Annotated in this window: 22 protein-coding genes; 9 read left to right on the forward strand and 13 right to left on the reverse strand. The window is 54.8% G+C overall.

Features of this window, described 5'->3' with window-relative positions; translation table 11 throughout:
• The first annotated feature begins 570 nt into the window (after window positions 1–570).
• On the forward strand, window positions 571–1,128 hold the full coding sequence (locus tag GNT65_RS16320; protein WP_160798137.1) for a gamma carbonic anhydrase family protein: 558 nt from the start codon (window positions 571–573) through the stop codon (window positions 1,126–1,128).
• 134 nt (window positions 1,129–1,262) lie between these two features.
• Here the strand turns inward: GNT65_RS16320 and GNT65_RS16325 are convergent, their stop codons facing one another.
• Together GNT65_RS16325 and aroE are read right to left on the reverse strand one after the other, a co-directional pair.
• Window positions 1,263–1,535 (reverse strand): DUF1488 family protein, encoded by a 273-nt coding sequence (locus GNT65_RS16325; protein WP_160798139.1) that lies wholly within the window; start codon window positions 1,533–1,535, stop codon window positions 1,263–1,265.
• Window positions 1,536–1,573: 38 nt separating this feature from the next.
• Window positions 1,574–2,401: a shikimate dehydrogenase gene (gene aroE / locus GNT65_RS16330; RefSeq protein WP_160798298.1), complete on the reverse strand. Its 828-nt coding sequence runs from the start codon at window positions 2,399–2,401 to the stop codon at window positions 1,574–1,576.
• Window positions 2,402–2,589: 188 nt separating this feature from the next.
• On the opposite strand from aroE, the gene GNT65_RS16335 reads away from it, so the two are divergent.
• On the forward strand, window positions 2,590–3,018 hold the full coding sequence (locus GNT65_RS16335; protein ID WP_160798141.1) for a group II truncated hemoglobin: 429 nt from the start codon (window positions 2,590–2,592) through the stop codon (window positions 3,016–3,018).
• 86 nt (window positions 3,019–3,104) lie between these two features.
• Here GNT65_RS16335 and hemF read toward each other — a convergent pair whose 3' ends face one another.
• From hemF to GNT65_RS16350, 3 genes are all read right to left on the reverse strand, one after another.
• Window positions 3,105–4,016 carry an oxygen-dependent coproporphyrinogen oxidase gene (gene hemF / locus GNT65_RS16340; RefSeq protein ID WP_160798143.1) on the reverse strand — a complete coding sequence of 304 codons (912 nt, stop codon included), beginning with the start codon at window positions 4,014–4,016 and terminating at the stop codon, window positions 3,105–3,107.
• An 18-nt stretch (window positions 4,017–4,034) separates the two neighbouring features.
• Window positions 4,035–4,592, reverse strand: a complete 558-nt coding sequence (tsaC, locus tag GNT65_RS16345) for an L-threonylcarbamoyladenylate synthase type 1 TsaC (RefSeq protein WP_160798145.1) — start codon at window positions 4,590–4,592, stop codon at window positions 4,035–4,037.
• Between the two features lie 102 nt (window positions 4,593–4,694).
• A complete protein-coding gene (locus tag GNT65_RS16350) occupies window positions 4,695–5,258 on the reverse strand; it encodes a DNA topoisomerase family protein (protein WP_160798147.1) in 564 nt (187 codons plus the stop codon).
• A 137-nt stretch (window positions 5,259–5,395) separates the two neighbouring features.
• On the opposite strand from GNT65_RS16350, the gene GNT65_RS16355 reads away from it, so the two are divergent.
• The gene (locus tag GNT65_RS16355) at window positions 5,396–7,201 is read left to right on the forward strand and encodes a collagenase (RefSeq protein ID WP_160798149.1); all 1,806 of its coding nucleotides are present in this window, start codon (window positions 5,396–5,398) and stop codon (window positions 7,199–7,201) included.
• A gap of 75 nt (window positions 7,202–7,276) precedes the next feature.
• On the opposite strand, the gene GNT65_RS16360 is transcribed toward GNT65_RS16355, so the two are convergent.
• The 3 genes from GNT65_RS16360 to GNT65_RS16370 all read right to left on the reverse strand — a co-directional run bounded on the left by GNT65_RS16360 (window position 7,277) and on the right by GNT65_RS16370 (window position 9,958).
• A complete protein-coding gene (locus GNT65_RS16360) occupies window positions 7,277–7,750 on the reverse strand; it encodes a DUF494 family protein (protein ID WP_011867527.1) in 474 nt (157 codons plus the stop codon).
• A 2-nt stretch (window positions 7,751–7,752) separates the two neighbouring features.
• Window positions 7,753–8,772 (reverse strand): DNA-processing protein DprA, encoded by a 1,020-nt coding sequence (dprA, locus tag GNT65_RS16365; protein ID WP_160798151.1) that lies wholly within the window; start codon window positions 8,770–8,772, stop codon window positions 7,753–7,755.
• An 88-nt stretch (window positions 8,773–8,860) separates the two neighbouring features.
• On the reverse strand, window positions 8,861–9,958 hold the full coding sequence (locus GNT65_RS16370; RefSeq protein WP_160798153.1) for a LysM peptidoglycan-binding domain-containing protein: 1,098 nt from the start codon (window positions 9,956–9,958) through the stop codon (window positions 8,861–8,863).
• Between the two features lie 125 nt (window positions 9,959–10,083).
• Here GNT65_RS16370 and def point away from each other — a divergent pair, with 125 nt between their 5' ends.
• From def to GNT65_RS16395, 5 genes are read left to right on the forward strand one after another with little or no spacing between them, the layout of a single operon-like run.
• Window positions 10,084–10,596 carry a peptide deformylase gene (def, locus tag GNT65_RS16375; RefSeq protein WP_160798155.1) on the forward strand — a complete coding sequence of 171 codons (513 nt, stop codon included), beginning with the start codon at window positions 10,084–10,086 and terminating at the stop codon, window positions 10,594–10,596.
• A 7-nt stretch (window positions 10,597–10,603) separates the two neighbouring features.
• Window positions 10,604–11,590, forward strand: coding sequence for a methionyl-tRNA formyltransferase (fmt, locus tag GNT65_RS16380; protein ID WP_160798157.1), 987 nt, complete (start codon window positions 10,604–10,606; stop codon window positions 11,588–11,590).
• Complete coding sequence (gene rsmB, locus GNT65_RS16385; protein WP_160798159.1) at window positions 11,587–12,870, forward strand: 16S rRNA (cytosine(967)-C(5))-methyltransferase RsmB; 1,284 nt, start codon at window positions 11,587–11,589, stop codon at window positions 12,868–12,870. The genes fmt and rsmB overlap by 4 nt, the downstream gene beginning before the upstream one ends.
• Before the next feature lie 10 nt (window positions 12,871–12,880).
• A complete protein-coding gene (gene trkA / locus GNT65_RS16390; protein WP_160798161.1) occupies window positions 12,881–14,290 on the forward strand; it encodes a Trk system potassium transporter TrkA in 1,410 nt (469 codons plus the stop codon).
• 30 nt (window positions 14,291–14,320) lie between these two features.
• Complete coding sequence (locus GNT65_RS16395; protein ID WP_160798163.1) at window positions 14,321–15,763, forward strand: TrkH family potassium uptake protein; 1,443 nt, start codon at window positions 14,321–14,323, stop codon at window positions 15,761–15,763.
• Window positions 15,764–15,786: 23 nt separating this feature from the next.
• On the opposite strand, the gene rlmF is transcribed toward GNT65_RS16395, so the two are convergent.
• Window positions 15,787–16,944 (reverse strand): 23S rRNA (adenine(1618)-N(6))-methyltransferase RlmF, encoded by a 1,158-nt coding sequence (gene rlmF / locus GNT65_RS16400; RefSeq protein WP_160798165.1) that lies wholly within the window; start codon window positions 16,942–16,944, stop codon window positions 15,787–15,789.
• Window positions 16,945–16,988: 44 nt separating this feature from the next.
• Window positions 16,989–17,396 carry a flagellar basal body-associated protein FliL gene (locus GNT65_RS16405; RefSeq protein WP_160798167.1) on the reverse strand — a complete coding sequence of 136 codons (408 nt, stop codon included), beginning with the start codon at window positions 17,394–17,396 and terminating at the stop codon, window positions 16,989–16,991.
• A 211-nt stretch (window positions 17,397–17,607) separates the two neighbouring features.
• Between GNT65_RS16405 and GNT65_RS16410 the strand changes: the two genes are divergently transcribed.
• Window positions 17,608–18,174 (forward strand): chorismate--pyruvate lyase family protein, encoded by a 567-nt coding sequence (locus GNT65_RS16410; RefSeq protein ID WP_160798169.1) that lies wholly within the window; start codon window positions 17,608–17,610, stop codon window positions 18,172–18,174.
• A 30-nt stretch (window positions 18,175–18,204) separates the two neighbouring features.
• Here GNT65_RS16410 and GNT65_RS16415 read toward each other — a convergent pair whose 3' ends face one another.
• The 3 genes from GNT65_RS16415 to GNT65_RS16425 form a co-directional block, all read right to left on the reverse strand.
• Window positions 18,205–21,060, reverse strand: a complete 2,856-nt coding sequence (locus GNT65_RS16415; protein ID WP_160798171.1) for an immune inhibitor A domain-containing protein — start codon at window positions 21,058–21,060, stop codon at window positions 18,205–18,207.
• 378 nt (window positions 21,061–21,438) lie between these two features.
• Window positions 21,439–23,706: an MGH1-like glycoside hydrolase domain-containing protein gene (locus GNT65_RS16420; RefSeq protein WP_338091785.1), complete on the reverse strand. Its 2,268-nt coding sequence runs from the start codon at window positions 23,704–23,706 to the stop codon at window positions 21,439–21,441.
• Between the two features lie 116 nt (window positions 23,707–23,822).
• Window positions 23,823–24,416: a YhgN family NAAT transporter gene (locus GNT65_RS16425; protein ID WP_160798173.1), complete on the reverse strand. Its 594-nt coding sequence runs from the start codon at window positions 24,414–24,416 to the stop codon at window positions 23,823–23,825.
• Window positions 24,417–24,506 lie beyond the last annotated feature (90 nt).

Genomic DNA, 24,506 nt, shown 5'->3' on the forward strand with positions numbered 1-24,506 from the left:
AGCCATGATCAAACTCTTCAATTAAAAGTTTTTTGATTCCTAAGAATCGACTCAATGAATTCTGATTCATATAAATGACTCGGAAGAATCATCTATATGTTTGTACATATTGCTATGGACTCTCACTATCTCTAGTGAAACTAGATTTAGTAAATCATGCATTGAGATTTAAATCGTTTTCGATTAACTCAATACCTGTGAGTGTCCACACAGATTTCTTGTTTTATCTTGTTAAAGAGCATTGCATCGTGATTTTCGATGCCGCCGTCGGCGCCGGGCCGTTGGCTTAGGGATGCGTATTCTACACTTCCCGATGTCGGCGTCAAGTGATTTTTAAGAAGTTTTTCAACTTTTCACTCGAACCATCTGAAGGCTGTTATCGTCGCTAAGTAGCGCCGTTTGCCGTGTCAGTGGGAGCGCCATTATAGGGAGCCAAATCTTTTACGCAAGGGCTTTTTTAAAGAAAAGTGCTACTTTTGCATTGTTTGAACGCTTTTTCGCCTGACTAGCCAATTTTTCCCCATTATACTGGGTGACCCACACTCATTTGGCCGTTTTAAGGATCTAGCCATGACAAAATCTATCCGTGCCTATAAGGGCGTTAGCCCACAATTTGATGCCAGTGTGTATATTGATGAAGCCTGTGTACTCGTCGGTGATATTGCATTAGACACAGATGCCAGCGTCTGGCCCATGGTGGCGGCGCGAGGCGATGTTAATCACATCCGCATTGGTAAACGTTCAAACGTGCAAGATGGCACTGTATTGCATGTGACCCGTAAGTCGGCCAACCGCCCCGAGGGTCATCCATTACTTATCGGCGATGATGTCACCATAGGCCATAAGGCAATGTTGCATGGTTGCCGAGTCGGTAACCGTATCCTTATCGGCATGGGCGCCATCATACTGGACGGCGCGGTGATTGAAGATGACGTGATCTTAGGTGCTGGTTCTTTGGTGCCACCCGGAAAGATACTGGAGAGTGGTCACCTTTATGTAGGCAGCCCAGCTAAGAAGGTAAGAGCACTGACAGAGGCTGAGATAAACTTCCTACCCGAGTCGGCCGACAACTATGTCCGCCTGAAAAATGAATACATTGAAGAGGCGTTACAGGATTTGCCGACCTAGGCGATTCTCGGCTGCTTGGGCCTAGCTAAGCCTTAACGAGTTAGACCTTAAAAAGCCTGGATTTAGAAGGCGTCGATGCTTAGGCGCCTCTATGCCAGCATTAAGTCGTCAGTGACGAGAGCTGGAAGCGCAAACTAGTCGACACGTTCCACCTGTATATGGCCTTGAACGTCAAACGCCTCCTGCTCGATCAACTTTTCCGCCTGCTCCTCGATATCGAAACGAAACTGCTCAAACAGCGACAGCGCCTGTTCGCTGTTGTTAATCTTCTCGGCCGCCAGATGCTCGAGCACCTTCAGCCCTATATAGCAGTCGATCAACACCCCCTGCTGCTGCGCCGTAAAGTGAATCGCATTTAGCTGAGCGTCCCAGGTCAATTGCTCGGTAAATATGATGCTTTGATTCATGGCCCATTACTCCTGTTGCCAATCGATATAAGTACTTATCACGCCTGCTCCGCGAGTTCACTACGCAACTTTGCCAGTACAGGCTCGACGGCAGGCTCGACGCCACGCCAGATGGCAAAGCTCTTTGCCGCCTGTCCCACCAGCATACCCAGGCCATCGATCGCCTCGCCCGCGCCCTGGTCTAAGGCCCAGCGATTAAAGGCTGTCACCTCCCTGCCATACATCATATCGTAGCAGATGCTATGGGCGGCGATAATCGCTTGAGGCAGATTCGGCAGCTCGCCACTCAGGCTGGCAGAGGTTGAGTTGATCACTACATCGAAGCTATGGGTTAACGCTTCCAAGGTACAAGCCTTCACCTGACCATAGGCCTTAAATGCCTCGGCCAGTTGCTCCGCCTTGCTGTGGGTGCGGTTATGTATTGTCAAAGATGCAATACCGGCATTCAGTAGCGGCAATATGGCACCACGGGCGGCGCCGCCTGCACCGATAAGCAAGACGTTTTTACCGCTTAAGGAGCCTATGTGACGCTCGAGATCCGCCACCAACCCCAAGCCATCGGTATTATCACCCTTGATGCGGCCATCGGTCAGGCGAGTGAGGGTGTTCACCGCGCCAGCTAGCCTCGCCTCGTCGCCCAGGCAATCACACAAGGCGTAGGCCTGCTCTTTGAATGGCAGGGTCACGTTGGCCCCCTTGCCACCATGTTCGAAGAAAGCTTGCAGAGACTCGGCGAAACCATCGAGGGGCGCCAAGATAGCTTCATATTGCAGCGACTCGCCCGTCGACAGGGCGAAAGCCTGATGAATAGCGGGGGATTTACTATGCCCTATGGGATGGCCAAATACGGCGTATCTATCTTGCACCTGCTGCGTCATGGGGAAATTGTCTCTGTTTGCTCCGATTGCGCCCAGTCTACTGAGCTTTTTCGGTGAAGCAAAGGGCGCTACCATGCAATTTCTTCAGGGAAACTTGGATTGATTGCCACCGGAGAATCCGCTAGTGTGCCGCTTGATATTCAAAATCGGTAAATCAGAGCCCGCGAGAGAGTCAGATGAAGTGGTTAAAAAAGATGATGGCTAAGCCTTCGGCCGAGCGTGATCCTCAGCAATCGAACGCCTATGACAGAATTGGTGGAGAGAAGGTGATTCGGGCGCTTGCCAAGCAGTTTTACCATCAGATGCAGACCAACCCAGATACCCAGGCCTTGCTGGCCATGCACAGAGCTCCCATTGCCGAGTCGGAGCAGAAGCTGTTCGAATTTCTCAGCGGCTGGCTTGGCGGCCCGCAGCTGTTTCATCAACGTCATGGCCATCCTGCCCTGCGCGCCAGACACATGCCCTTTAGCATAGACGAGACGATGCGCGATCAATGGCTACTCTGCATGCAGCGGGCATTGGCGATAGAGATCAAAGAGCCGCAGCATAGGGAGGCTATCTACCAAGCGATCTCGACGCTCGCCGACCATATGCGCAATCAATGATCTCATTGCCTTGATGTCAATGTCATTGATTTCATCACCAAAGAAAAAAGGGCTCATTGGAGCCCTTTTTCTATTGGCCTTATGCCTTACGCCTCGAGCCACTCTCTGGGCTTGAGGAAATCGCTATAAAGCTTGGCCTCTGGGCTGCCAGCCTCTGGGGTATAGGCATATTGCCAGCGCACCAGTGGCGGCATAGACATCAGGATAGACTCGGTACGGCCGCCGGTCTGTAGGCCAAATAGTGTGCCTCTGTCATATACCAGGTTAAATTCAACATAGCGGCCACGACGATAGAGCTGGAAATCACGCTCACGTTCGCCATATTCGGTGTCTTTACGCTTCTCGACAATCGGCGCATAGGCCTTCAGGAAGCCCTCGCCCACCGCCTGCATGAAGGCGAAGCTGTTTTCGAACCCAGCCTCATTAAGATCGTCAAAGAAGAGTCCACCGACGCCACGGGTCTCGTTACGATGGGGCAGGAAGAAATACTCATCGCACCATTTCTTATATTTAGGGTAAACGTCTTCACCGAAGGGCTCGCACAATGCCTTGGCACTCTGGTGCCAGGTCACCACATCTTCTTCGAACGGGTAGTAAGGGGTCAGATCGAAGCCGCCACCGAACCACCAGACAGGATCCGATCCCTCTTTCTCGGCGATGAAGAAGCGCACATTGGCGTGGGTCGTCGGCACATAGGGGTTGTTGGGATGAATTACCAGAGAGACACCCATGGCTTCGAAGCTACGTCCGGCCAGCTCGGGTCTGTGCGCAGTGGCCGATGCCGGCATGGCTGCACCTGTCACATGGGAAAAGTTTACCCCGGCCTGCTCAAACACCTTGCCCTTAGTCAATACTCGGCTGGTGCCACCACCGCCCTCTTCCCGGGTCCAGGAGTCGGCGACAAACTTAGCCTCACCATCGAGTTGTTCCAGGCCTTCACAGATCCTTTGTTGCAGGTAGAGTAAGAATGCTTTGACTTGCGTGGCATCGGGCTTCATAAAAATTCCTTGTTATGGTTATCGTAAAATCTTTCCGCTAATCACATCTATTATGGTCGACGGCTTAGGCTCAACGCCCAGGCTACCGGCCACCAGGCCATCTATCTTGCCATCAAACTGACGGTTAACTTCCTCTGGGGTCAAGGCGGGCTCTTCCCCGGTCAGGTTGGCACTGGTCGAGACGATGGGCTTACCCAGCGCCTGACACAACGCCTGCACGCCAGGATGATTGGAGACGCGTACGGCGAGGGAATCGAACTGACCGCTCAAGAGGCTAGAGAGCCCGGGGCGTTTCGGCATGATGAAGGTAAAGGGGCCAGGCCACTTGTCGAAGGCCGACTGCAACTGCGCCTCGGTGAGGACAGAACTGTCGATATAGGGCGTTAACTGATTGAAATCGCTGGCGACCAAGATCAAACCTTTCTGCCACGGACGCTGCTTTAAATCCAGCAGCTTCTGAATCGCCTCATCATTGTCGGGGTCACAACCCAGCCCATAAACGGCCTCTGTCGGATAGGCTATGACGCCTCCTTGCAGTACCGTTTCAACCAGGGCAGCGGGATCTTGCTGTAACATGTCGCCTTACCTTTCTATGTTCAACGGGTCGACTTGACCCTATGGGTCGAGATTATACAGACAAAGCTAATACGAACAATGGCGGCAAAGGGTAAATAGGCCCTACAGCGGACGCTTGTACTTACAGCTCTTTTGAGGACACTCCAGACGCATGCCGGCGGCCCCTTTGCGCTCGACTAAGATACCGAAACCACAATCTGGACAGGTTTCCTGCACGGGAGGGAAATTTACCAAGAACTTGCACTTAGGGTAGGCACTACAGGCATAGAAGCTTTTGCCAAAGCGGCTGGTTCTATGCTCCATCACCCCTTTATGACAGTTGGGACAGGTAACGGCCTCGGCGGGATCTTCCTGATCATGCTTCTCGATATGCTTGCAGTCTGGATAACGGGTGCAACCGATGAAGATACCGAAACGACCCGACTTTACCGCCAGCTCGGCGCCGCATTCGGGGCACTCTGAGCCTTCTATCACCTGGGTCTCGATCGCCTCGTGATGGACCAGGGGCCGGGTGTAGTCACAGCTGGGATAGTTGTTACAGCCGATGAATCCACCATGCTTACTGTTTTTCACCGATAGCTCACAGCCACACTTAGGGCAGAGTTCATACTCTTTCTCCAGTGCATGCTCGTGTGAACTAAACAGTTGATCATCTATCTTAGACATGGTTTTCTCGACAGCCGGTGACTCTAGCTATTTTACCAAGCTCTGCAGCGCCTTGGGAATCGAATGTGCACTTAATTATAGCTAGTCTTCTTCATGGGATTGAAATATATTGTATGCAAAAATAATAAGGAGACCCTATGTTGCGCCAATCCCTCTGCGCCCTCTTGCTCGTCGGCACCAGCCTCTTGGTGGGCTGCAGCGTCACTGCCCCAGGACAGATAGCCCCAAGACAAGCAGATTCGAGCTTTATCAATGATCTAAGCACCTTGCCGTCACAGCGGCTCTTCAGCCATGACAACCCCCTGCTCGATACCGCCAGCTTAGCTAAGGCAGTACGAGCCATAGCCCAAAGCCAGGATGAGGCAAGCCTTGACGCCCTGCTCTATTACCTTAGAGCCTTTAGCTATTTCGGCCCCATGGATAAGCTGACAGATGCCGAATACGCAGCGCTGACAGGCGCCTTGAACAGGCTTGGGGATAGTCCGTTGATTCTAGAGTCACCCAGATTACAGGAGCACTTCGCGGTCACCCTTTATCGCTACTATGGCATTGATAACAAAGAAGACAAAGTAAATGACCAGCGCGCCGAGCAGCTTGCTAGCTTGCTTCCCCTGCTGAATCAGCAACTAAAGAGAACCGCAAAACAATCCCCTAGCCAGGCAACAGACTATGCCCTGTGGGAGACCCTGAGAGCCTATGGCATGCTGCTCAATGTCGGGCGAAAACAACCTGATGGCGCGCTCAATAAGCAGCTGATCGCCGCCGAACTAGATAAAGTTTTGCTCGACTTTGCGGCCTCTACACAAAGCCTGCGTGATCAGCAAGACTGGCCGAGAGCCAATGCCTATTGGGCGCTTGGCCTCTATCGCCTTGCGCTCCCCAGCGGCGAAGAGGGCAAGATCACCCCAGCCGAACAGGCACTGGACGATGCCATGGTAAGACTCGCCGAGCAAGATGTCGCCCAGCGGGGCGAGGCCGCCAAGGCCACCTATACCTTGGGCTATCATGTGAACGCCTTCGCCGGCCAGGAGGCCTGTAGGGATCGCGGCACTGTCTGTCTGCTCCCCGAGTTGTCGCAAGTCTTACCCATACGCCATCAGTGTTCGGATAGCCTGTATATCCTGGCGCAAGATCTCACCCCAGATGAACTAAGTATCAGCTGCACTAAGCTCACCTCACAGGAAGCCGACTTTCATCGACTGCTCAAGACTCAGCATCAGCCTACCGCCAACGATAACAATGACGCGCTACAGGTAGTGGCCTTCAAGAATTGGAGCCAATACAACGCCTACGGCCAATTGCTGTTCGACATAAGCACGGATAACGGCGGCATGTATATCGAAGGCACGCCGTCGAATCCCGATAATCAGGCCAGCTTCTTCGCCTACAGACAGTTTTGGATCGCGTCTGAGTTTGCCATCTGGAACCTGAATCATGAATATGTGCATTATCTCGACGGCCGCTTCGTGAAATACGGCGGTTTCGGCCATTTCCCGCGCAAGCTGGTGTGGTGGTCGGAAGGGCTGGCCGAGTACGTCTCCAAGGGCAATAACAATCCATCGACCCTAAAGGTGATCAAGGAAAAACTCGCTGAGGCGCCGGATCTCAAGACCATCTTCGCCACAGAATATAAGGATGGCCTCGACAGAACCTATAAGTGGAGTTACATGGCCATCCGCTTCCTGGCCGAACATCATCCCGAAGCCTTGGTACGCCTGAGCCATTACCTGAAGACAGACTATTTTGAGGGGTATGAGAAACTGCTCGATGAGCTCGCTCAGCAGCAAAGTGCATTTTCAAATTGGCTAACCGAGCAGGTTGCCCAGTTTGAGGAAAATGACGCGGATAAGGCGCCCAAGATAAACAAGCTTAATCGTTACGCCTATCGCGATTATCTGATGCCGACCCATCTTAAGTTAGACGAGGCCCATCAACATTTTTAATCGAACCTCCTTCTTCGATGCCAAATTAAAAAAGGAGGCTCAGGCCTCCTTTCTTTTAAATCCGAATCGAGTCAATTAGGAGTGTAGCCGACCATCGGGTTGCTCGAAGATCAGATCCTCCATCTGCTCATAGGCAGACTCGTTACCCGGCACATTGAACAACACCATGAGGATCACCCACTTAAGGTCTTCCAGGATCAAAGCAGGTTCGTCCAGCTCCATCACGCGATCGATCACCATCTCGCGCAGCTCGACATTAAGCACCTTAATCTGTTCTAAGAAGAGCAGGAAACCACGACACTCGACATCTAACTTCTCCATCTCGGCCTGAGTATAGATACGGAAGGAGTGTTGATCATGATTACATAGGTAGGGTTGATCACTTTCTTGTAGCGATGCCAGGTGTTCCAACCAGGACAAGGCCTTGATAATCGCCGATTGATGAAAACCCGCGCGTGTCAGCTCTTGGGTCAACTCATCTTCATCGACTAGTAACTCGACCTCACTGTGCACATAGTTTTCAAATAGATACATGAGGATATCGAACATGGCTAGCTCCTCTTAAGTCTTATATAACCACCGGGTACAGCTGAAACCCAACCTTGAAGTTCAAGTTCAAGCAACTGCTCTAATACTAGCTCTATCGTTTTTCCACTATGCTCGACCACCACATCTAATGGTGTGGCCTCATAGCCTACACTAGCTAACAGCGAGGCAAATGGCAAATCAGAAGCTAACTCCTCCCCTATATGGTGACGACGATGCAACTCTTCAAGGTGAAATTTTGATAAAGCTGCAACCTCTTCGATAATATCGGCGGCGCACTCCACCAACTTAGCACCATCTCGTAACAAATCATGACAACCCTGATGATCCCCCGCCAGGATATTACCCGGCACGGCAAACACCTCGCGACCCTGCTCCAGCGCGAGACGCGCAGTGATAAGTGAGCCACTCCTGCGCGCCGCCTCGACCACGAGTACGCCAAGCGACAACCCGCTGATGATACGATTGCGCTTGGGAAAGTTGCCCGCGTAGGGTTTCATCTGAGGCCAGAACTCGCTAAGCACACAGCCCCTCTGCTGGATCTTCTCGTAGATGGGTTTGTGACGCTTGGGGTAGACGACATCTATTCCTGTGCCCAACACGGCCAAGGTCACGCCATCCATGTCTAATACCCCTTGATGGGCCGCACCGTCGATGCCGGCGGCCATGCCACTGATCACCGCAACCTTAGCTGCGGCGAGTTCCTGAGCCAGTTGATAACTTGCGGCTAATCCCGATTGAGACGCGGCGCGGCTGCCCACCATGGCAATGCTGGGATGCACCATGGCATTAATGTCGCCCTTGGCAAATAGGATCGGCGGCGGGTCGTTAATCTGCAGCAGGAGGCTGGGATAGAGAGCATCTTGGGGGCAGAGAATATGGTGGTGAGATGCGGCATCTTGCCATGCAAGCGCGTGTTCGACCAGGGAGAAATCGGGGGACAGCTTAGCCGTCAATAGACGCTCAGGCAGGGGTAAGGCATCGGGTTCATGCTCCAGCCTTTGCCTGAGCTCTGCTACATCCATGTAGTTTAATAATTGTTTAACCCGGGCCGGTCCTAACCCGGGTACTGCAGAAACAACTAGCCAGTCGACCAGCTTGTCGTCGATGGCACTATTCGCTCGCTAACAGGGTATCCGGTTGCAGCAACTTGTCATTCACACGCACAGGCTTCTCGTTGATCAGAATCAGTCCCATGCTGACACGGTCGAACACCTTGAAGACCATCAGCTTACCACGATAGATATCCGGCATCTTCACCGCGTTATCGGAAGAGATATTTGCCAGCAGCTCCTCATAGGCGCTGCGGTCCTTAGGTTGTACCGGCTTGCCGTCACCGTCGATCACCACCTCGGCACCGTCCCGGAAAATAGAGAACACATGACCAGGCTCGACGCCGTCTTGGCTACCACGGTCTATATAGACCACATCCAGTTTACCCATGGCGCGCACATCTTTTTCTGAGGCGAGCACTGTGCCGGGCGTCGTCGCCGCCTTAGGCATAAAGTAGGCCGACATCAGCGAATCATCTTCGATAGGCAACACACGATAGCCCGCCTTGGTCTCACGCATATTGCTCAGCAAACGCACCTTAGAAACAGGGCCAGACTCTATGACGCGGCCACTGGCAGTCAGAATCACCTCTAGCCCCAGCGCATCGCCGGACTCGGCATCTTCAAACTGACGTCCCTTGGCATAGACACCAAACTTATCGCCCAGGATGAGCTCACCTTGAACATAGATGACATCGTCTGTCACATGGTACCTGGACTCGCTCTCGCCGCCCATGACCATAGGCTGCTTATCGAACCACTCACCATCGACCACTCTATTTTGTACCAGGTAAGGCTGAATCAGGCTGAGATCCACCGCAGGAATCGCGCCGCCTTTAGGCAGGACACGTCCTTCGGGACTCTTACGAATATGAGGCTTGACCACCAATCTGGGTTCGCCGTCGATAAAGACCAGGGTCAGTCTGTCTCCGGGATAGATAAGGTGAGGGTTGGCGATCTGTGGGTTAGCGCCCCAGAGCTTAGGCCAGCGCCAGGGATCCTTGAGAAATTGGGCTGAAATGTCCCAAAGGGTATCCCCTTTCTTCACCACATACGAATCGGGATGGCCAGACTTCAATGTCAAGGTATCCGCGACAACAAACGAACTACTAAAAATCATTAAACCGAGTAAAATTAGTCGTTTCATGGGGGTATCCATGCTGTTTGCCCTTTATATAGAGCTTTTACTGTTATTGAATGCCACTAAGGATTAAAATTAACCCATTAGCCTGAGTCAGTATAACCAACTGTCTCGAATTTGACAGACTTGTTAAGAGTTTATGTATGAGTTTACTAAAAGTTTTACGCTTTCCCGATGAGCGCTTACGCACCATTGCGAAGCCCATTACAGAATTTAACACTGAGCTTCAGACACAAATCGATAATATGTTCGAAACCATGTATGAAGAGAAGGGAATTGGTCTGGCAGCGACCCAGGTAGATTATCATCATCAGTTGATCGTTATGGACCTGCAAGATGACGTAGAGCGCCCTAAGGTTTTCATTAATTTAGAGATAATCGAGAAAAGTGGCGATTTTTGCAACGAAGAGGGCTGCCTCTCAGTGCCCGGCATCTACGCCAAAGTCGATCGCGCCGAGTTTGTCACCATCAAGGCCCAGGACAGAGAGGGCAACGAGTTCACTTTAGAGGCTGATGGCCTGTTCGCCATCTGTCTGCAACATGAGCTTGATCACCTCAATGGCAAACTGTTTGTCGATTACCTCTCGCCCCTCAAGCGTCAGCGCATCAAACAGAAACTCGAAAAAGCCGCGCGCCTCGAAGCCAAACAAGGATAAGCCTCATTTGAAACCACTCAAGATACTCTTTGCGGGTACGCCAGATTTTGCCGCCCGCCATCTACAAGCACTCATAAATTCAGAGCACCAGGTCATCGGGGTCTACTCCCAACCAGACAGACCCGCGGGCCGTGGCAAGAAACTACAGGCCAGCCCGGTCAAGGCCCTGGCAATTGAGCATGACATACCCGTCTACCAACCCGTGAGCCTGAGAAACGAGGATGCCCAGGCAGAGCTCGCCGCTCTCGGTGCCGACATCATGGTGGTGGTTGCCTACGGCCTGATCTTGCCTCAGGTGGTACTGGACACCCCAAGGCTGGGCTGCATCAATGTACACGGTTCCATCCTGCCCCGCTGGCGCGGCGCGGCGCCGATTCAGCGCGCCCTTTGGGCCGGCGACGAGGCAACCGGCGTCACCATAATGCAGATGGATATAGGGCTGGATACCGGTGACATGCTGCTCAAGACTCATCTGCCGATCGAAGACAACGACACCTCCGCCAGCCTGTATGAGAAGCTAGCCGAACAGGGACCAAGCGCCCTTATCCAGGCACTAGAGGGCCTCGCCGAAGGCAGCCTCAAGCCCGAGCCACAAGACGAAGCCCTGGCCAACTACGCCGAGAAGCTCAGCAAGGAGGAGGCGCAGCTCGACTGGCGTAAATCGGCGCAGCAGCTGTGGCGTGAAATCCGCGCCTTCAATCCATGGCCCGCGAGTCACTTCCCCCATCAGGATGCGGTGATCAAGGTATGGCAGGCCAGCGTGTCTAACGAGGAAACGAAGCAGATCCCAGGCACCATCATCCGCGCCGACAAGCAGGGCATAGTGGTCGCCACAGGTGAAGGGGCGCTGACACTCGAGACAATTCAGTTGCCGGGCAAGAAGGCCATGGCGGTGGCCGACGTACTCAACGCCCGTGGCGACTGGTTTACCCCAGGTACACTGCTACAGGGCACAGATAACGTAAACAATAGCTCGGATGAGGCGCAGGCATGAAGAATCTGCGCGCCCTCGCGGCCAGAGTCGTCTTTCAGGTATTAGAGAAAGGGGTCTCACTATCCGTGGCCCTGCCCGAACAACAGCAAAGACTCGGCAGCGGTAAAGACAAGGCCCTGCTGGCCGAACTCAGCTATGGCGTGATGCGTCACCTGCCCCAGCTCGACAAGCTGGTGAGCGACTGCATGAGCAAGCCGCTCAAAGGTAAGCAGCGCATAGTGCACCAATTATTGTTGGTCGGCTGTTATCAGCTCTATTTCACCCGCATCCCCGGCCATGCGGCGATTTCGGAAACCGCCGAGGCCTGTCGCCAGCTCAAATTCGAGGGGCTGGTTAAGGTAGTCAACGGCGTGCTGCGTAACCTGCAGCGCAACCAGAAACCGCTGCCCGAAGACAGCGAGACCCTGGCCTTTAACACCCCAGCCTGGCTGATTAAGCGCCTCAAGGCCGCCTACCCAGAGGCCTGGCAGGAGGTGATCGCCCAGAGCCATCAACGCCCACCCATGTGGCTGCGTAACAATCAGTTGTCCCAGACCCGAGAGCAATATCTGGCGCTACTCGACGAGCAAGAGATAGCGGCGACACCCGGGGCAAACGAAGACGCCATACTGCTGGAGAGCCCGAAAGATGTCGGCCTGCTCCCAGGTTTTGCCGATGGCGCGGCGTCGGTGCAAGACGGTGCTGCGCAGTGGGCCGCCAGCCTGCTGGCGCCCGAGGCCGATGAGCTGATTCTCGATGCCTGCGCGGCCCCAGGCGGCAAGAGCTGTCATCTGCTGGAGAGTGAACCCAGCATAGATCTGGTAGCGGTCGACTTCGATGCCAAACGCCTGGAGCGGGTGCAGCAGAACCTCGACAGATTAAAACTCAAGGCCAAGCTGGTACATGGCGACGCCGCCAAGATAGACGCCTGGTGGCAGGGCGATAAGTTCGATCGCATCCTGTTGGACGCGCCTTGTTCGGCCACAGGCGTGATCCGCCGCCACCCGGACATCAAATGGCTACGAAAGCAGGCCGATATCGAAGAGCTAGCCACATTGCAGTCACAAATTTTGGATCATTGCTGGCAGTGGCTTAAACCCGGTGGCACACTCTTGTATGCTACATGCTCAATTTTACCGCAAGAGAACGCCGAGCAGATCAAGGCTTTCTTAGCGAGAACCCAAGACGCAACCCTGGTCCCCATCGCACAACAACAAAACTGCGATGACATTGGCTGGCAGATCACGCCAGGCCAAGACAATATGGATGGGTTTTACTACGCTCGCTTGGTTAAGGGATAAAGTTTAGGCTATGAAAATTATCATATTAGGTGCGGGTCAGGTCGGCGGCACATTGGCGGAAAACCTGGTTGGTGAGAACAACGACATCACCATAGTGGACAATGACCGCGACCGGCTGCGCTCGCTGCAAGACAAATATGACTTGCGGGTAGTGCTGGGCCACGGTGCCCACCCTGGCGTCCTCAAGGACGCGGGCGCCGAAGACGCCGATATGTTAATTGCCGTGACCAATAGCGACGAATGCAACATGGCCGCCTGCCAAATAGCCTTCTCCCTCTATGGCACCCCCACCAAGATCGCCCGAATCCGTTCGGAGCAGTATCTGGCGCTGCGTGACAAGCTGTTTATCGATAGCGAGACCAAGCAGAGCGAGAACCGTCCCCGCGGCGGCTTCATCATAGATGAGTTAATCGCCCCCGAGCAGCTGGTTACTTCCTATATACGTCGCCTGGTGGAATACCCAGGCGCCCTGCAGGTGCTGGAGTTTGCCGAGGGACGCCTAAGCCTGGTGGCCGTGCGCGCCTATTATGGCGGCCCCTTGGTGGGTAACGCCCTGGCGGCCCTGCGCGAGCACATGCCCAATATCGACACCCGTGTGGCGGCCATCTTCAGACAGGGCCGTCCCATCATGCCACGGGGCACCACCATCATTGAGGCGGACGACGAGGTATTCTTCGTCGCCGACAGCCGCCATGTGCGCGCCGTGATGAGTGAGATGCAGAAGCTGGACAACACCTACCGCAACATCATGATTGCCGGCGGCGGTAACATAGGCCTGGGGCTGGCCAAGCAGCTGCAACGCAATCATGCGGTTAAGCTAATCGAACACAGGCAGGATCGCGCCGAGGCGCTGTCGGAGAAACTGGAAAATACCACTGTATTCTGTGGTGACGCCTCAGATCAGGAGCTACTGCTCGAGGAGCATATCGATCAGACCGACGTGTTTATCGCGGTCACCAACGACGACGAGGCCAACATCATGGCCGCCCTGCTGGCCAAGCGTATGGGCGCCAAGAAGGTAATGGTGTTGATCCAGCGTGAAGCCTATGTGGATATCGTCCAGGAAGCCAATATCGATATCGCCATCTCCCCGCAACAGGCAACCATCTCGGCCCTGCTGACCCATATTCGTCAGGGGGATATCTGTAACGTCTACTCGCTAAGACGCGGCGCCGCCGAGGCGATCGAGGCCATCGCCCATGGCGACCCCAGCACCTCCAAGGTGGTGGGCAAGCAGATCGGCGAGATCAAACTGCCTCCCGGCACCACCATAGGCGCCATCGTCCGTGACGACGAGGTGCTGATGGCCCACGATAAGACAGTCATAGAACAGGGCGATCATGTGATTCTATTCCTGGTAAACAAGAAATTTATCGGCGAAGTTGAAAAGCTGTTCCAGCCTAGTGCATTCTTCTTCTAAGCTACTCGAGAAGCAAAAACTAAATTCGCGATGCTAAATTATCGGCCGCTACTCTTCATCTTAGGCGTGTTCCTGTCGACCCTGACCGCCTTTATGTTTATTCCACTGCTCTTCGCCCTGCTCTATGGCGAGGAAACGGTGGGCGCCTTCATGATCGCCTCACTGGTCACAGGCACCTGTGCCAGCGCATGCATGCATCAAGGCCAGAGTGAAAACATCCGCCTCAATATCCGCGATATGTTCCTGCTCACCAGCCTGACCTGGTTTATCGTCAGCCTGTTTGCCGCCATGCCCTTTACCCTCTATCACGGCATCAACTATACAGACGCCTTCTTCGAGACCATGTCGGGGATCACCACCACGGGCTCGACCGTATTGTCTGGCCTGGATACCATGGATCACAGCATCCTGATCTGGCGCTCCCTGCTGCAGTGGCTGGGAGGAATAGGCTTTATCGTGATGGCGGTGGCCATTCTGCCCTTCCTCAACGTGGGTGGCATGCGGCTGTTTCGCACCGAGTCCTCGGACTGGAGCGACAAGGCGGTGCCTCGCACCCAGGATATGGCCAAGCACCTCTTCTACGTCTACATCATACTGACTGTCTGCTGCTGCCTCGCCTATCATGTGGCGGGAATGAACTGGTTTCAGGCGATCAACCATGCCATGACCACTCTATCTACCGGCGGTTATTCCACCTCAGACAGCTCCATGGCGGCCTTCTCTAAACCCGCACACTGGGTCGGCACCATCTTCATGGCGGCCGGCGGCTTGCCGCTATTGATGTTTGTTCACAGCCTTTCGCAAAGATCCCTGCGGATCTGGGACGATGCCCAGGTGAAGGGCTATTTCATCTTCCTGGTATTCGTCTCCTGCAGCCTGGCCTTCTGGCTCTACCACGGACACGATATGACGACGGCCGACGCCCTGCGTCTGGCCAGTTTTAATGTGGTTTCAGTGGTAACGACTACGGGTTACGGCCTCACCGACTACACCGCCTGGGGCGCGGTGGCCAACGTGGCCTTCCTCTTCCTGATGTTTGCCGGCAGCTGTTCGGGTTCTACCTCGGGAGGGATCAAGATCTTCCGTTTTCAGATCGCCATAGCGATCATGCGCGAACAGCTGAAGCAGCAGTTTCATCCTAACGGTATCTTCAAGGAGCGCTACAACGGTAGGCCAATTACCGAAGATATCGTGCGCTCCCTAGTCACCTTCATCCTGCTGTTTATGCTGGTGATAGTGCTCTTGTCGGTGATCTTGGTGTCGACCGGACTCGATCCCACCACCAGCTTTACCGGTGCCGTCACCGCGGTGACCAATGTGGGCCCTGGGCTTGGGCCAGTCATCGGCCCGGCGGGGAACTTCTCCAGCCTGCCGGACATCGCCAAGTGGTCGCTGGCCATCGGCATGCTGCTGGGACGTCTGGAGATCTTGACGGTGGCGGTGCTCTTCCACCCTAACTTCTGGAAGTACTAAGCGAACTAGCGCCTAGGGCCCGACTAAACGCGATACTGACTCCAGAGGCGATGCTGCTCCTGGGTTAGGAAGGTCCAGGCCAGCACCCGGGTCAGCTTGTTGCCCTGGGCCATCTCCAACGTCTCAACCCGCTTGGCGCCCACCTGCTCCAGCAGACGATAGCAGGGTTTGAGGTTTTCCTTCTTCGACACCAAGGAAGTAAACCAGAGGCACTGCGAGCCGAACTCCCGGCTCTCGCGGATCATCTGGCTAAGAAAAGCGAGTTCGCCACCTTCGCACCACAGCTCCGCCTTCTGACCACCAAAATTGAGCTTCTCCTGACCCTTCACTACCTCATGGCCCTTGGCTCGCTTGTTGGCTGCCAGGTTCTTCAGCTTGCGCTCGCTGCCTCTGCTCGCCTCCGCCAGAGAGGCATGAAAAGGCGGATTGCACAGGGTTAGATCGAACCTGTCCTCGGCCCTGATAATACCGGTAAAGATCTGTTTCGAATCTGACTGCAGGCGTAGGCTCAGCTTGCCCGCCAGCTGTGGGTTGTTTGCTATGATCCTCTCGACGTTCGTAAGAGACACTGGATCGATATCGCTGGCCACGAAGCGCCAACCGTAGACCTGATGGCCCAGCAGTGGATAGATGCCATTAGCGCCTGTGCCGATATCCAAGGCGACCACTCGCTCTCCCCTGGGCGCTCTCGTCACATTAGGCAGCTTGCGCTTGGCTCCCTTGCTCGCGGGAGTCGATTCGGCCAGCAGATCCGCTAGATAGTGCAGATAGTCCACACGGCCCGGAATCGGCGGGCAGAGAAACCCCTCGGGTATATCCCAATAGCTCAGCCCATAATGCAACCTGAGCAGCGCCAGGTTGAGCTGTTTCACCGCCTTGGGGTCGGCAAAGTCAATCGACAAGTTGCCATAGGGGTTGGGGCGCACGAAGGGCTTAAGCGCCGGCGTGGCTTTCATCAGCGCGTTAAAGTCATAACCCTCGGCGTGTAGGTTTCGCTCATGTAGCCCCTTGGGCTGACGAGGCGTCTTACCTGATGTGGGCTTTGTTTTTTGCTTTGGCTTTGATGCCTTAACTGAGTTAGACGGCTTAGCTGCCTTTGATGCCTTAGCAGGCCTAGATGGTGACGCTTGAGAGGCAGACTTTCTTGCACCGGGGCGCGGGGGCTTGGGAGACTGGGTCATGAAGGGGATCCTGGCTGCACGCACAGCATGCAGCCCATAACACATTAATCGTACAGGTATTTAGTAAACAGCAGGTTGACGATCAGCGGCTTGCCGATCTCCTGCTCCAGGAGACGATTCAGGGTGTCGTAGCACTCGCGGCGGATCTCCTCCTTGCCGGTAAGGGACTTCACCTTATCTTCCGTCTGCGCCCCTAAGATCTCTATGATGGCGGCGCGCAGCAGCGGGTCGTGATGCTCGAGCACAATCAAATCTTCCGGCACCTTCACCATGAGCTCGACACTGATCTTCACGAAGCCCAGCTTCTTACGATTGGAGATATAGTTAGTCACAATATCGGGCTCGAAACCGTAATAGGCGTAGGTATCGACCACCTCTTCCTCTTCGGCATATGCTCCCAGGCTAAGTACACTGGCCACTAGCATGAGGCACAGCAGCGCAAACTTTTTCATATTAGACGAATACTCCGTTCATGATTTAATGGCCAACACTCGCTTTTCAGCCTGGCGATACCTTTATTAGCGGCACCAATACTTAATGCTTTAGTACCCAAGGCTTTAGCGCTCAATACTTTAGTACTCAAGGCTTAAGGCTTTAATTACCGACATCAAAGCCCCGTCGTGATAAACTGCTGACGTTTTTGAGTATTGTACCGAGAATTTAATGAGTGTGACCAGGTTAAGCTTCCCTTATGGTGAATCCATTCAATGGCATTCACCGGATCAAATTCCCCAGCTGCCAACCAGCCCCTTCAGGGAGTGGCTATTAGCTTCCGGTAGTTTAACCCAAAAACTCAAGTCTCACTGCAACCAATTTGAGGTCAAGGTGTTAGGTGAGGCCATGCTGCCCCCTTTCCCCGGCGAATTGCCCCATCAGGGACAGGCCTGGATTAGAGAAGTACTGCTCTGTCTCGACGGTATTCCCTGGGTTTTCGCCCGTACCTTAGTCCCTGGCGCCATGATGGACAGCGCCCAGAACAACTTCCTCTCTCTGGGCACCCGCCCCTTGGGCGAGCTGTTGTTTACCAGTGGCGATTTCACCCCGGGCAAGATAGAGGTCAGCCAGTTTACCGCCTGCGACTCCCTCGCCAGCCTCATCGATTCGCTGGAGCAAGAGAGTCATCACCCGCTGTGGGGCCGAAGACGCTACTTCAGTCACGGGGCGCAGCAACTGATCGTCAGCGAAATTTTTCTGCCTAAGGCCCGCCAGCTTATCGACCGACTGGTATAAAAAAACGCCTCATCAAGAGGCGTTTTTTGTTTAGCTTCTGCGGCGTAGTCCTAGCAGCATCAGCAATGACAGGCTGATCCACCCCAGGCTACCACCACCCGAGTCCTGATTGGTCTCCACCACAGGCGGCTGCACTACGGGAGCGGTCACGTTCAGCGTCAGGCTCTTGCTCGCCTGATTGTTCGCCTCATCGGTTACCGTCAGAGTCACTGTATAGCTCCCCGCCGCGCCATAAGTATGTGTCGGCGAGGCGGCCGTGCTCGTCTGCCCGTCGCCAAAGTTCCAGCCATAGCTCAGCGAGCCAACCCCTTGATTGGACAGGTTGCTAAAGGTCACGGTCAAGTCGCTGGCCTTATAGCTAAAATCGGCCACAGGCTGGATGACGACCGTCACCTGAGTATTGACAGTGACCGATTCACCGGCGCCATCTGTCACCGTCAGGGTCACCTGATAACTTCCCGATGCCTGATACACATAGGTTGGCGCCGCTAGGGTGCTACCAGCGCCGCTGACACCGAAGTTCCAGGCATACTGATAATTGCCATCACCACCTGTCACATTGGCACTGAAGCTAACGCTCGCCCCCTCTTGCGTCTTAGCGATAGAGGCACTTAGCACCTCTGGAGCCGGCGGTGGCGTCACAGTGCCCGAATACTCGAAGCGTACCTTGGCGCTGCTGGAGTCCTGGCTCTGGGTAACCACCTCCATGGTCAGGCCCAGCTCTGGCAGTATGATACCCGCCTGCGGCTTAAGGGGCGCACTGTAGTCCTGGCTGTCATCAAACAGGCTGTTGCCCGCCAGATGATTGTCACCCAAATAGGTGGATTGGTTATACAGGCTAAAGGTGGCATCGCGGATCTGGGTCGCCGTGCCATTGGTGCCAATTAGCACCTGGTCGGCGTCGACCACACCGATCAGGCCACTACCCGGATGGGTACTTGAGTTGTTGTCGGACTCGTTAAAGTTTTCCAACCAGAGCAAAACACCCGGCTCATAGGCATGGCTCTTCAATCCCGCATCGACGCCGTTGTAGCTGCGCAGCTGCACCAGGTAGCGGCGCGGCTTGCCCGGACGGGTGTTATCGATTCTGGCAAAGCCACCGTTGAGCGCCATGGTATTTGGCTCCTCGGCACCGTCGCTGTAGATAACCGACTCACCGTCGAGCACCTTAAGCTCATCGAACACGAAACCATAGTCGCCCACGGCCTGATCGGTGAAGTAGACAATGCTGATCTGGCGATCATTACTGCCCGCATAGGCACTGAGGTCGAAACTTAGCTCCACCCAGGAGTCGGCGCCTTCGGCACCCGCCACATCAGAAGACTTGCCCGTGATGATGTTCTTGGCGTTATTGATGATGTTGCTGGCCTTGGTGTGGTTACCCGCTAAGGCCACATCGCCCACCTTCACCTGCACATAGTCATAGTCTGTCTCTATGTTCCAGTGCGCCTTCATCTTCAGCGTCAGGCTGCTGCTCGCCGGGAAATCTAGGCTAAAGGAGGCCGCGGTGCTCAGCAGGTTACCCTGACCCGAATAGTACTGATAGCTGCCGGCATAGGGCTGCTTGAAGGGAATATTGTCCGAAGGTAGAGGAATAGAGATCTGGTTGACCTGGTTGGCATTGACTGCCTCGGCCAGCTGTACTTCCTGGCCACCCGTCGGAATAGACGCCAGATCCACCTGAGTCTCGTTGATCCACTTGCCCTTATACTTGTTTTGCAGGTAAGAGCGGGCATAGGGACTAAAGCCTGTCGGCTCACTGCCAGGGATAGCCCCGGTCCAGCTACCACCAGACATGATAGACCAGGAGCCCACGGGCGAGCCGTCTCCGCTGTTGCTGGTGTCGTACTCGTCCGGCAGGCCGAGATCGTGGCCAAATTCATGGGCGACCACACCGGCAGCCGCATCTATGGGCTGAACCGTGTAACCAAACACCTTCTTGCCCGTACCTGGGATCTCATAGCCAGGCGAATTGCCCTCATACACAAAGTAACGGTGGGACCAGATGGCATCATCACCCAAGACACCGCCACCGGCCTCCTCGCCTATGCTGGAGTGAAACAGCATCACATGGTCTATGTCGCCGTCGGCCTCATTGAGGTTGCCGTCACCGTCGAGATCATAAGGGTCTTCCACGTCGAAGGAGGCAATTTCGCTGGGCGTCATGCTTGCCAGTGCCTGGGTCACCGCCTCTTTCACCAGCTCGGGCACCGCCTTGTCGTCATCGTCGCTGTTGGGGTCGTTCTGCCCGTAATAGGCCGCGTTCTGGCTGGCGGTATACCAACCATAGACCTTACCGGTGAAATAGAAGCTACCACCGGATTCCGCCTGATAATATTGATACCCGGTCAATAGATTCTGCCCCTGAGGGCCGGCAAAGCCAGTCGTCGAGAACATGAGATCCTGATAGTGGGAGACAGGGTAGCTCGAGTAATACATGGGCGTATCGGCCGCGGTCAGGCGGTTGTTGTCGTGAGGCAGATCGGGAAAGTCGATCAGCACCCCCAACACCTTCACCGTCTTGGTCACATCCGCGTCGGCCTGAGGCGTCACGAAGGACATCACCCTAGCCTTCTGCTGGGTCTTCTGACGCAGACGCTGCTGCGACTCCAACTTGGCCTGTACCTGACCACCTTTTTCCTGATAGCCCTTGGCTCTCTGGGTATAGGCCTTAATGGCGGCACGCTTCTCCGCCTCGCTGGCATCACTGGCCAACTCGCCGCGTTTCACCAGCCAATAGAGGATCTGCTGCTCGTTAATCACCCCGGCATCCGCCACGCCTGTCACTTCCTTCATGGTGATCGGGGCGGCATTTGCCGACCCACCAATCAGCAGGAGGGAGAGGCTCAATGCAGACAACGCACCGGTATAATACTGTCTCTTCATGCTAAAAATTCCTTGTGCCTTCACTTATCCCCAAACGGAATGCCTTCCCGGCTGGGTGACCCTAAGGCAGGCTGCCTAACTTAGATAATTTTAGTGGGGACTTGGGAAGGAGGCTAACTCATCGCTATAGGCAGTCACATCGCCAATAAAAATAAATACAAAAAACGCGTAGAGTTAAGCGGCCGATGACTCGGCCAGACGGGTGTTAACGCCTACTTGGCGGCAAACGTAACAACAACACCCAAGGTCCACTACAAGACATTAACAGTATTTTTCCCTGTAGAGTAGAGCAAAAATGCTATTTTTCACTAAGGAGGTATAAGTCAGCGGGCAAACTGAGTCCGAATTGCCGGGCCAGTCTGACGCTTTCTCCCACCTCTATGGCTCACCTCTATCCTCGCTGAGCCAGCTGCGATAGATGAGCAACAGCACAGAAGCCGACCAGCTAAAGTTAGTGCAGTGCAGTCCGTCTCCCGTCAGAGGATCATAGTTCTCCCGAATGGGTGCATCACCCAGCACTCCTTCGGCCTCATTCACCAGCCGAGTGGCGAGGCGCCGCGCCAGCTCGTCGTGGCCGTAGCGGGAGACTCCCTGCAGACCAAACAGCGCCTGATCCAGCCAGACAGGGCCGCGCCAGTAACGCCTCGGGGCAAAGGCCTGATTGTCGGCGCTTACCGTGGGAAAAGGCAACTTAGTCCCAAAGTTCGAAGCGTTAAGCTGAGTGGCGATCATCTGCTCCGCCTGAGCCTGACTGGCGGCGCCGGCCCACAGCGGTAACCAGCCCTCTACCCCCTTACCCTCGGCAATCATCAAGCGTGAGTGCTCACCGGCTAAACGCCTGTCGTAGAAGAAGCCGCTCTGCGTATCGAAAAACTCGCCGCGTATCAGCTCTCCAAGGCGCGCCGTCTGCTCACGCCAGGCTGCCGCCTCGGTGTCTAAGCCAAGCTGCTCGGCCATCTGCGCCAGATAGCCCTTCTCCGCATACAGGTAGCTGTTGAGATCCACAGACTCCTGGGAGATGGAGTAGCCCAGCAGCCGCCCTCTGTCATCATAGTTTTCCAACACCTTGAGACCATCGCTCATGTCGAAGCGCGGGGCATTGTCCATGCCCGACTCCCAGGCCGCCGCCTCGATCACCGCCTCCCTGTCCGGCTTACCCGGTTTGCCATGGCGGGGATGACGGTTGGCGCCATATTCCACCAGGCCGTTATGGTTATGATCCCGATTGCGATACCACCACTCATGGTAGGCGACCAGCTTAGGGTAGAGTCTCGTAATAAACGCCTTGTCATGATTCTGCTGGTAGATCTGCCACACGGCCCAGGCCGCCAGCGGCGGCTTGCCGTTACGTTCGTTCCAGTTACCCCCCTTGCCGCCGCGACTGGCATCAGGGTTATAGAAGATGGCATCGGGCAGGTTGCCCGCATCCTCGGGACGTAGCGGATCCTTGACATCGAACTGATAATCAAACATCGCCAGCACATTCGACTCGGCCAGCGCCACGTCGAACTGCGCCAGCGCCACTGCCTGCTTCCAGCTGTCCCAGGCCCAGACGCCATTGAACCACTTGTAAGTCACAGAAGGGGTGACGGCATCATGCAACAGTGCGCCCGCCGGGCTACGCCAGTTGTGCAGCAGGGTCACCATGGCCTTGGTGGCCAGGCGCTTGGCTTCGAAGTCCCCTCCACGTACTAGCTTATCCAGCCGCTGCTGCCAACGGGACCGATTGGCCGCAAGCTTTGCAGTCACTACCGCCCAATCAAGCTTAGCCCCGCGGCTGGCCTCACTTTGAGTGTGAAAATACTGGTGAGCGGCACGCAGTACCACCGTCTCTCCCGGCGCCAGGGTCAACAGCCCACTGTCGGCACGATAACCCTGTGGGCCCTCTGCCGATAGGGTTACCGCCTGCTCAAACTGAAGCCGGTAACTGGCATCGTCGAGCTGCATCTGCCAGGTCTGGTCTATGGGGGTAAACAGCCAGGTGACGGCGCGATCGGACAACAATCGCTTGTCGATCAGGCGATACTGTTTCAGCTTGGGATGAGAGTTGAAGGGGCTGCCCGACCAGCTCAAACGCCAGGAGCTTGGCTTGTCGCTCAGGTTAATCAGCCTGGTCGAGACGATGGCGGTGCGATTATCGCTATATTCCAAAGTGGTGGTCAGCTCAAGATCCCTGAAACTAAAGCGCTGCACTAACCCCCAGGGCTCGCTATAGATCTCAACCTTCTCCGCCCGGGCCAGCTCTATGGTCTCGCCAGTCTCTCCCGAGAACAGCTTCAGCCGCTGCAGGCTATCGCTTAGATGCAGGCTGTATTCCTGGGCGATAAACAGCGGCCCGGTGAAGTCGCCATAGTAGGCGGGCGAATCCGGCAGGTGAAAACCATGCCAGGCACCTTGATCTATGTAAACGGCGGGAATCGTCAGATTACCCTGGGGATCCCGCTGCTCCATGGTGCTTGGTACCCCACGATAGTTGAGCAGATCGCGATACTCGCTGGCCTGCGCCATCGAAATAAGAGGCAGGGATACGAGAAGAGAAATAGCAAACAGCAGGAAGCGGCGGACAGATAGGGCAGGCAGACGCGTCATGGGATCACTCAAGAGAAAATTGAATACAATATCCAGATGATTCCAGAGTCGGTTCATAGATGCAAGGAGATCTCTTGCTCATCAGACTTCAAACTAAAGATATTAAACCAGCAGATCACGTCGTAAGGGTTAAGCACTGGCTGTCTCGGCAAGCGCCTAACCACCAAATTCATTTATGCGGCGTGGGCGATATATTTAGCCACGCCGTCGAGGAACATCTGCACAGAGATCATCACCAGCACCATGCCCATCAGACGCTCTACCGCTGTCAGGCCCTTCTCTCCCAAGAGCTTGGTAAACAGCTTATAGAAGAGCAAGATTACTGCGCTAGCCGCCCAGGCGGCAAACAGGGCTATGGTCCAGTCCAGCATGCGTGAGTTATCGGTATGTGCCAGCAAGATCAACGCCGCCAACACCGACGGGCCGGCCATCAGGGGGATCGCCATAGGGACGATGAAGGGCTCCTCGCCCGCCGCCAGTCCCACCACCCCGCCAGGCTGCGGGAAAATCATCCGGATGGCGATCAGGAAGAGTATGATGCCGCCGGCGATGCTGACCGACTCGGACCTCAGGTTCAAAAAGCTGAGAATCGCCTCACCGGCGAATAGGAAGAGCATCATGATGACCAAGGCGAATATCAGCTCCCGCACCAACACCTTGCGCCGCTTCTTAGGCTCGATATGACGAAGGATCGAGGCAAAAATGGGTAAGTTCCCCAGGGGATCCATGATCAAAAACAACATTACCGCAGCAGAAAAGATATCCATAACTCAATATTCGTCAAAAGTTGAACCTATATTGTATAACCTAATGGCAATATTAATCAGTAGCTAAGGTAACAAAATCGACACCGAACC

The sequence above is a fragment of the Shewanella insulae genome (assembly GCF_009831655.1).
Lineage (GTDB): Bacteria > Pseudomonadota > Gammaproteobacteria > Enterobacterales > Shewanellaceae > Shewanella > Shewanella insulae.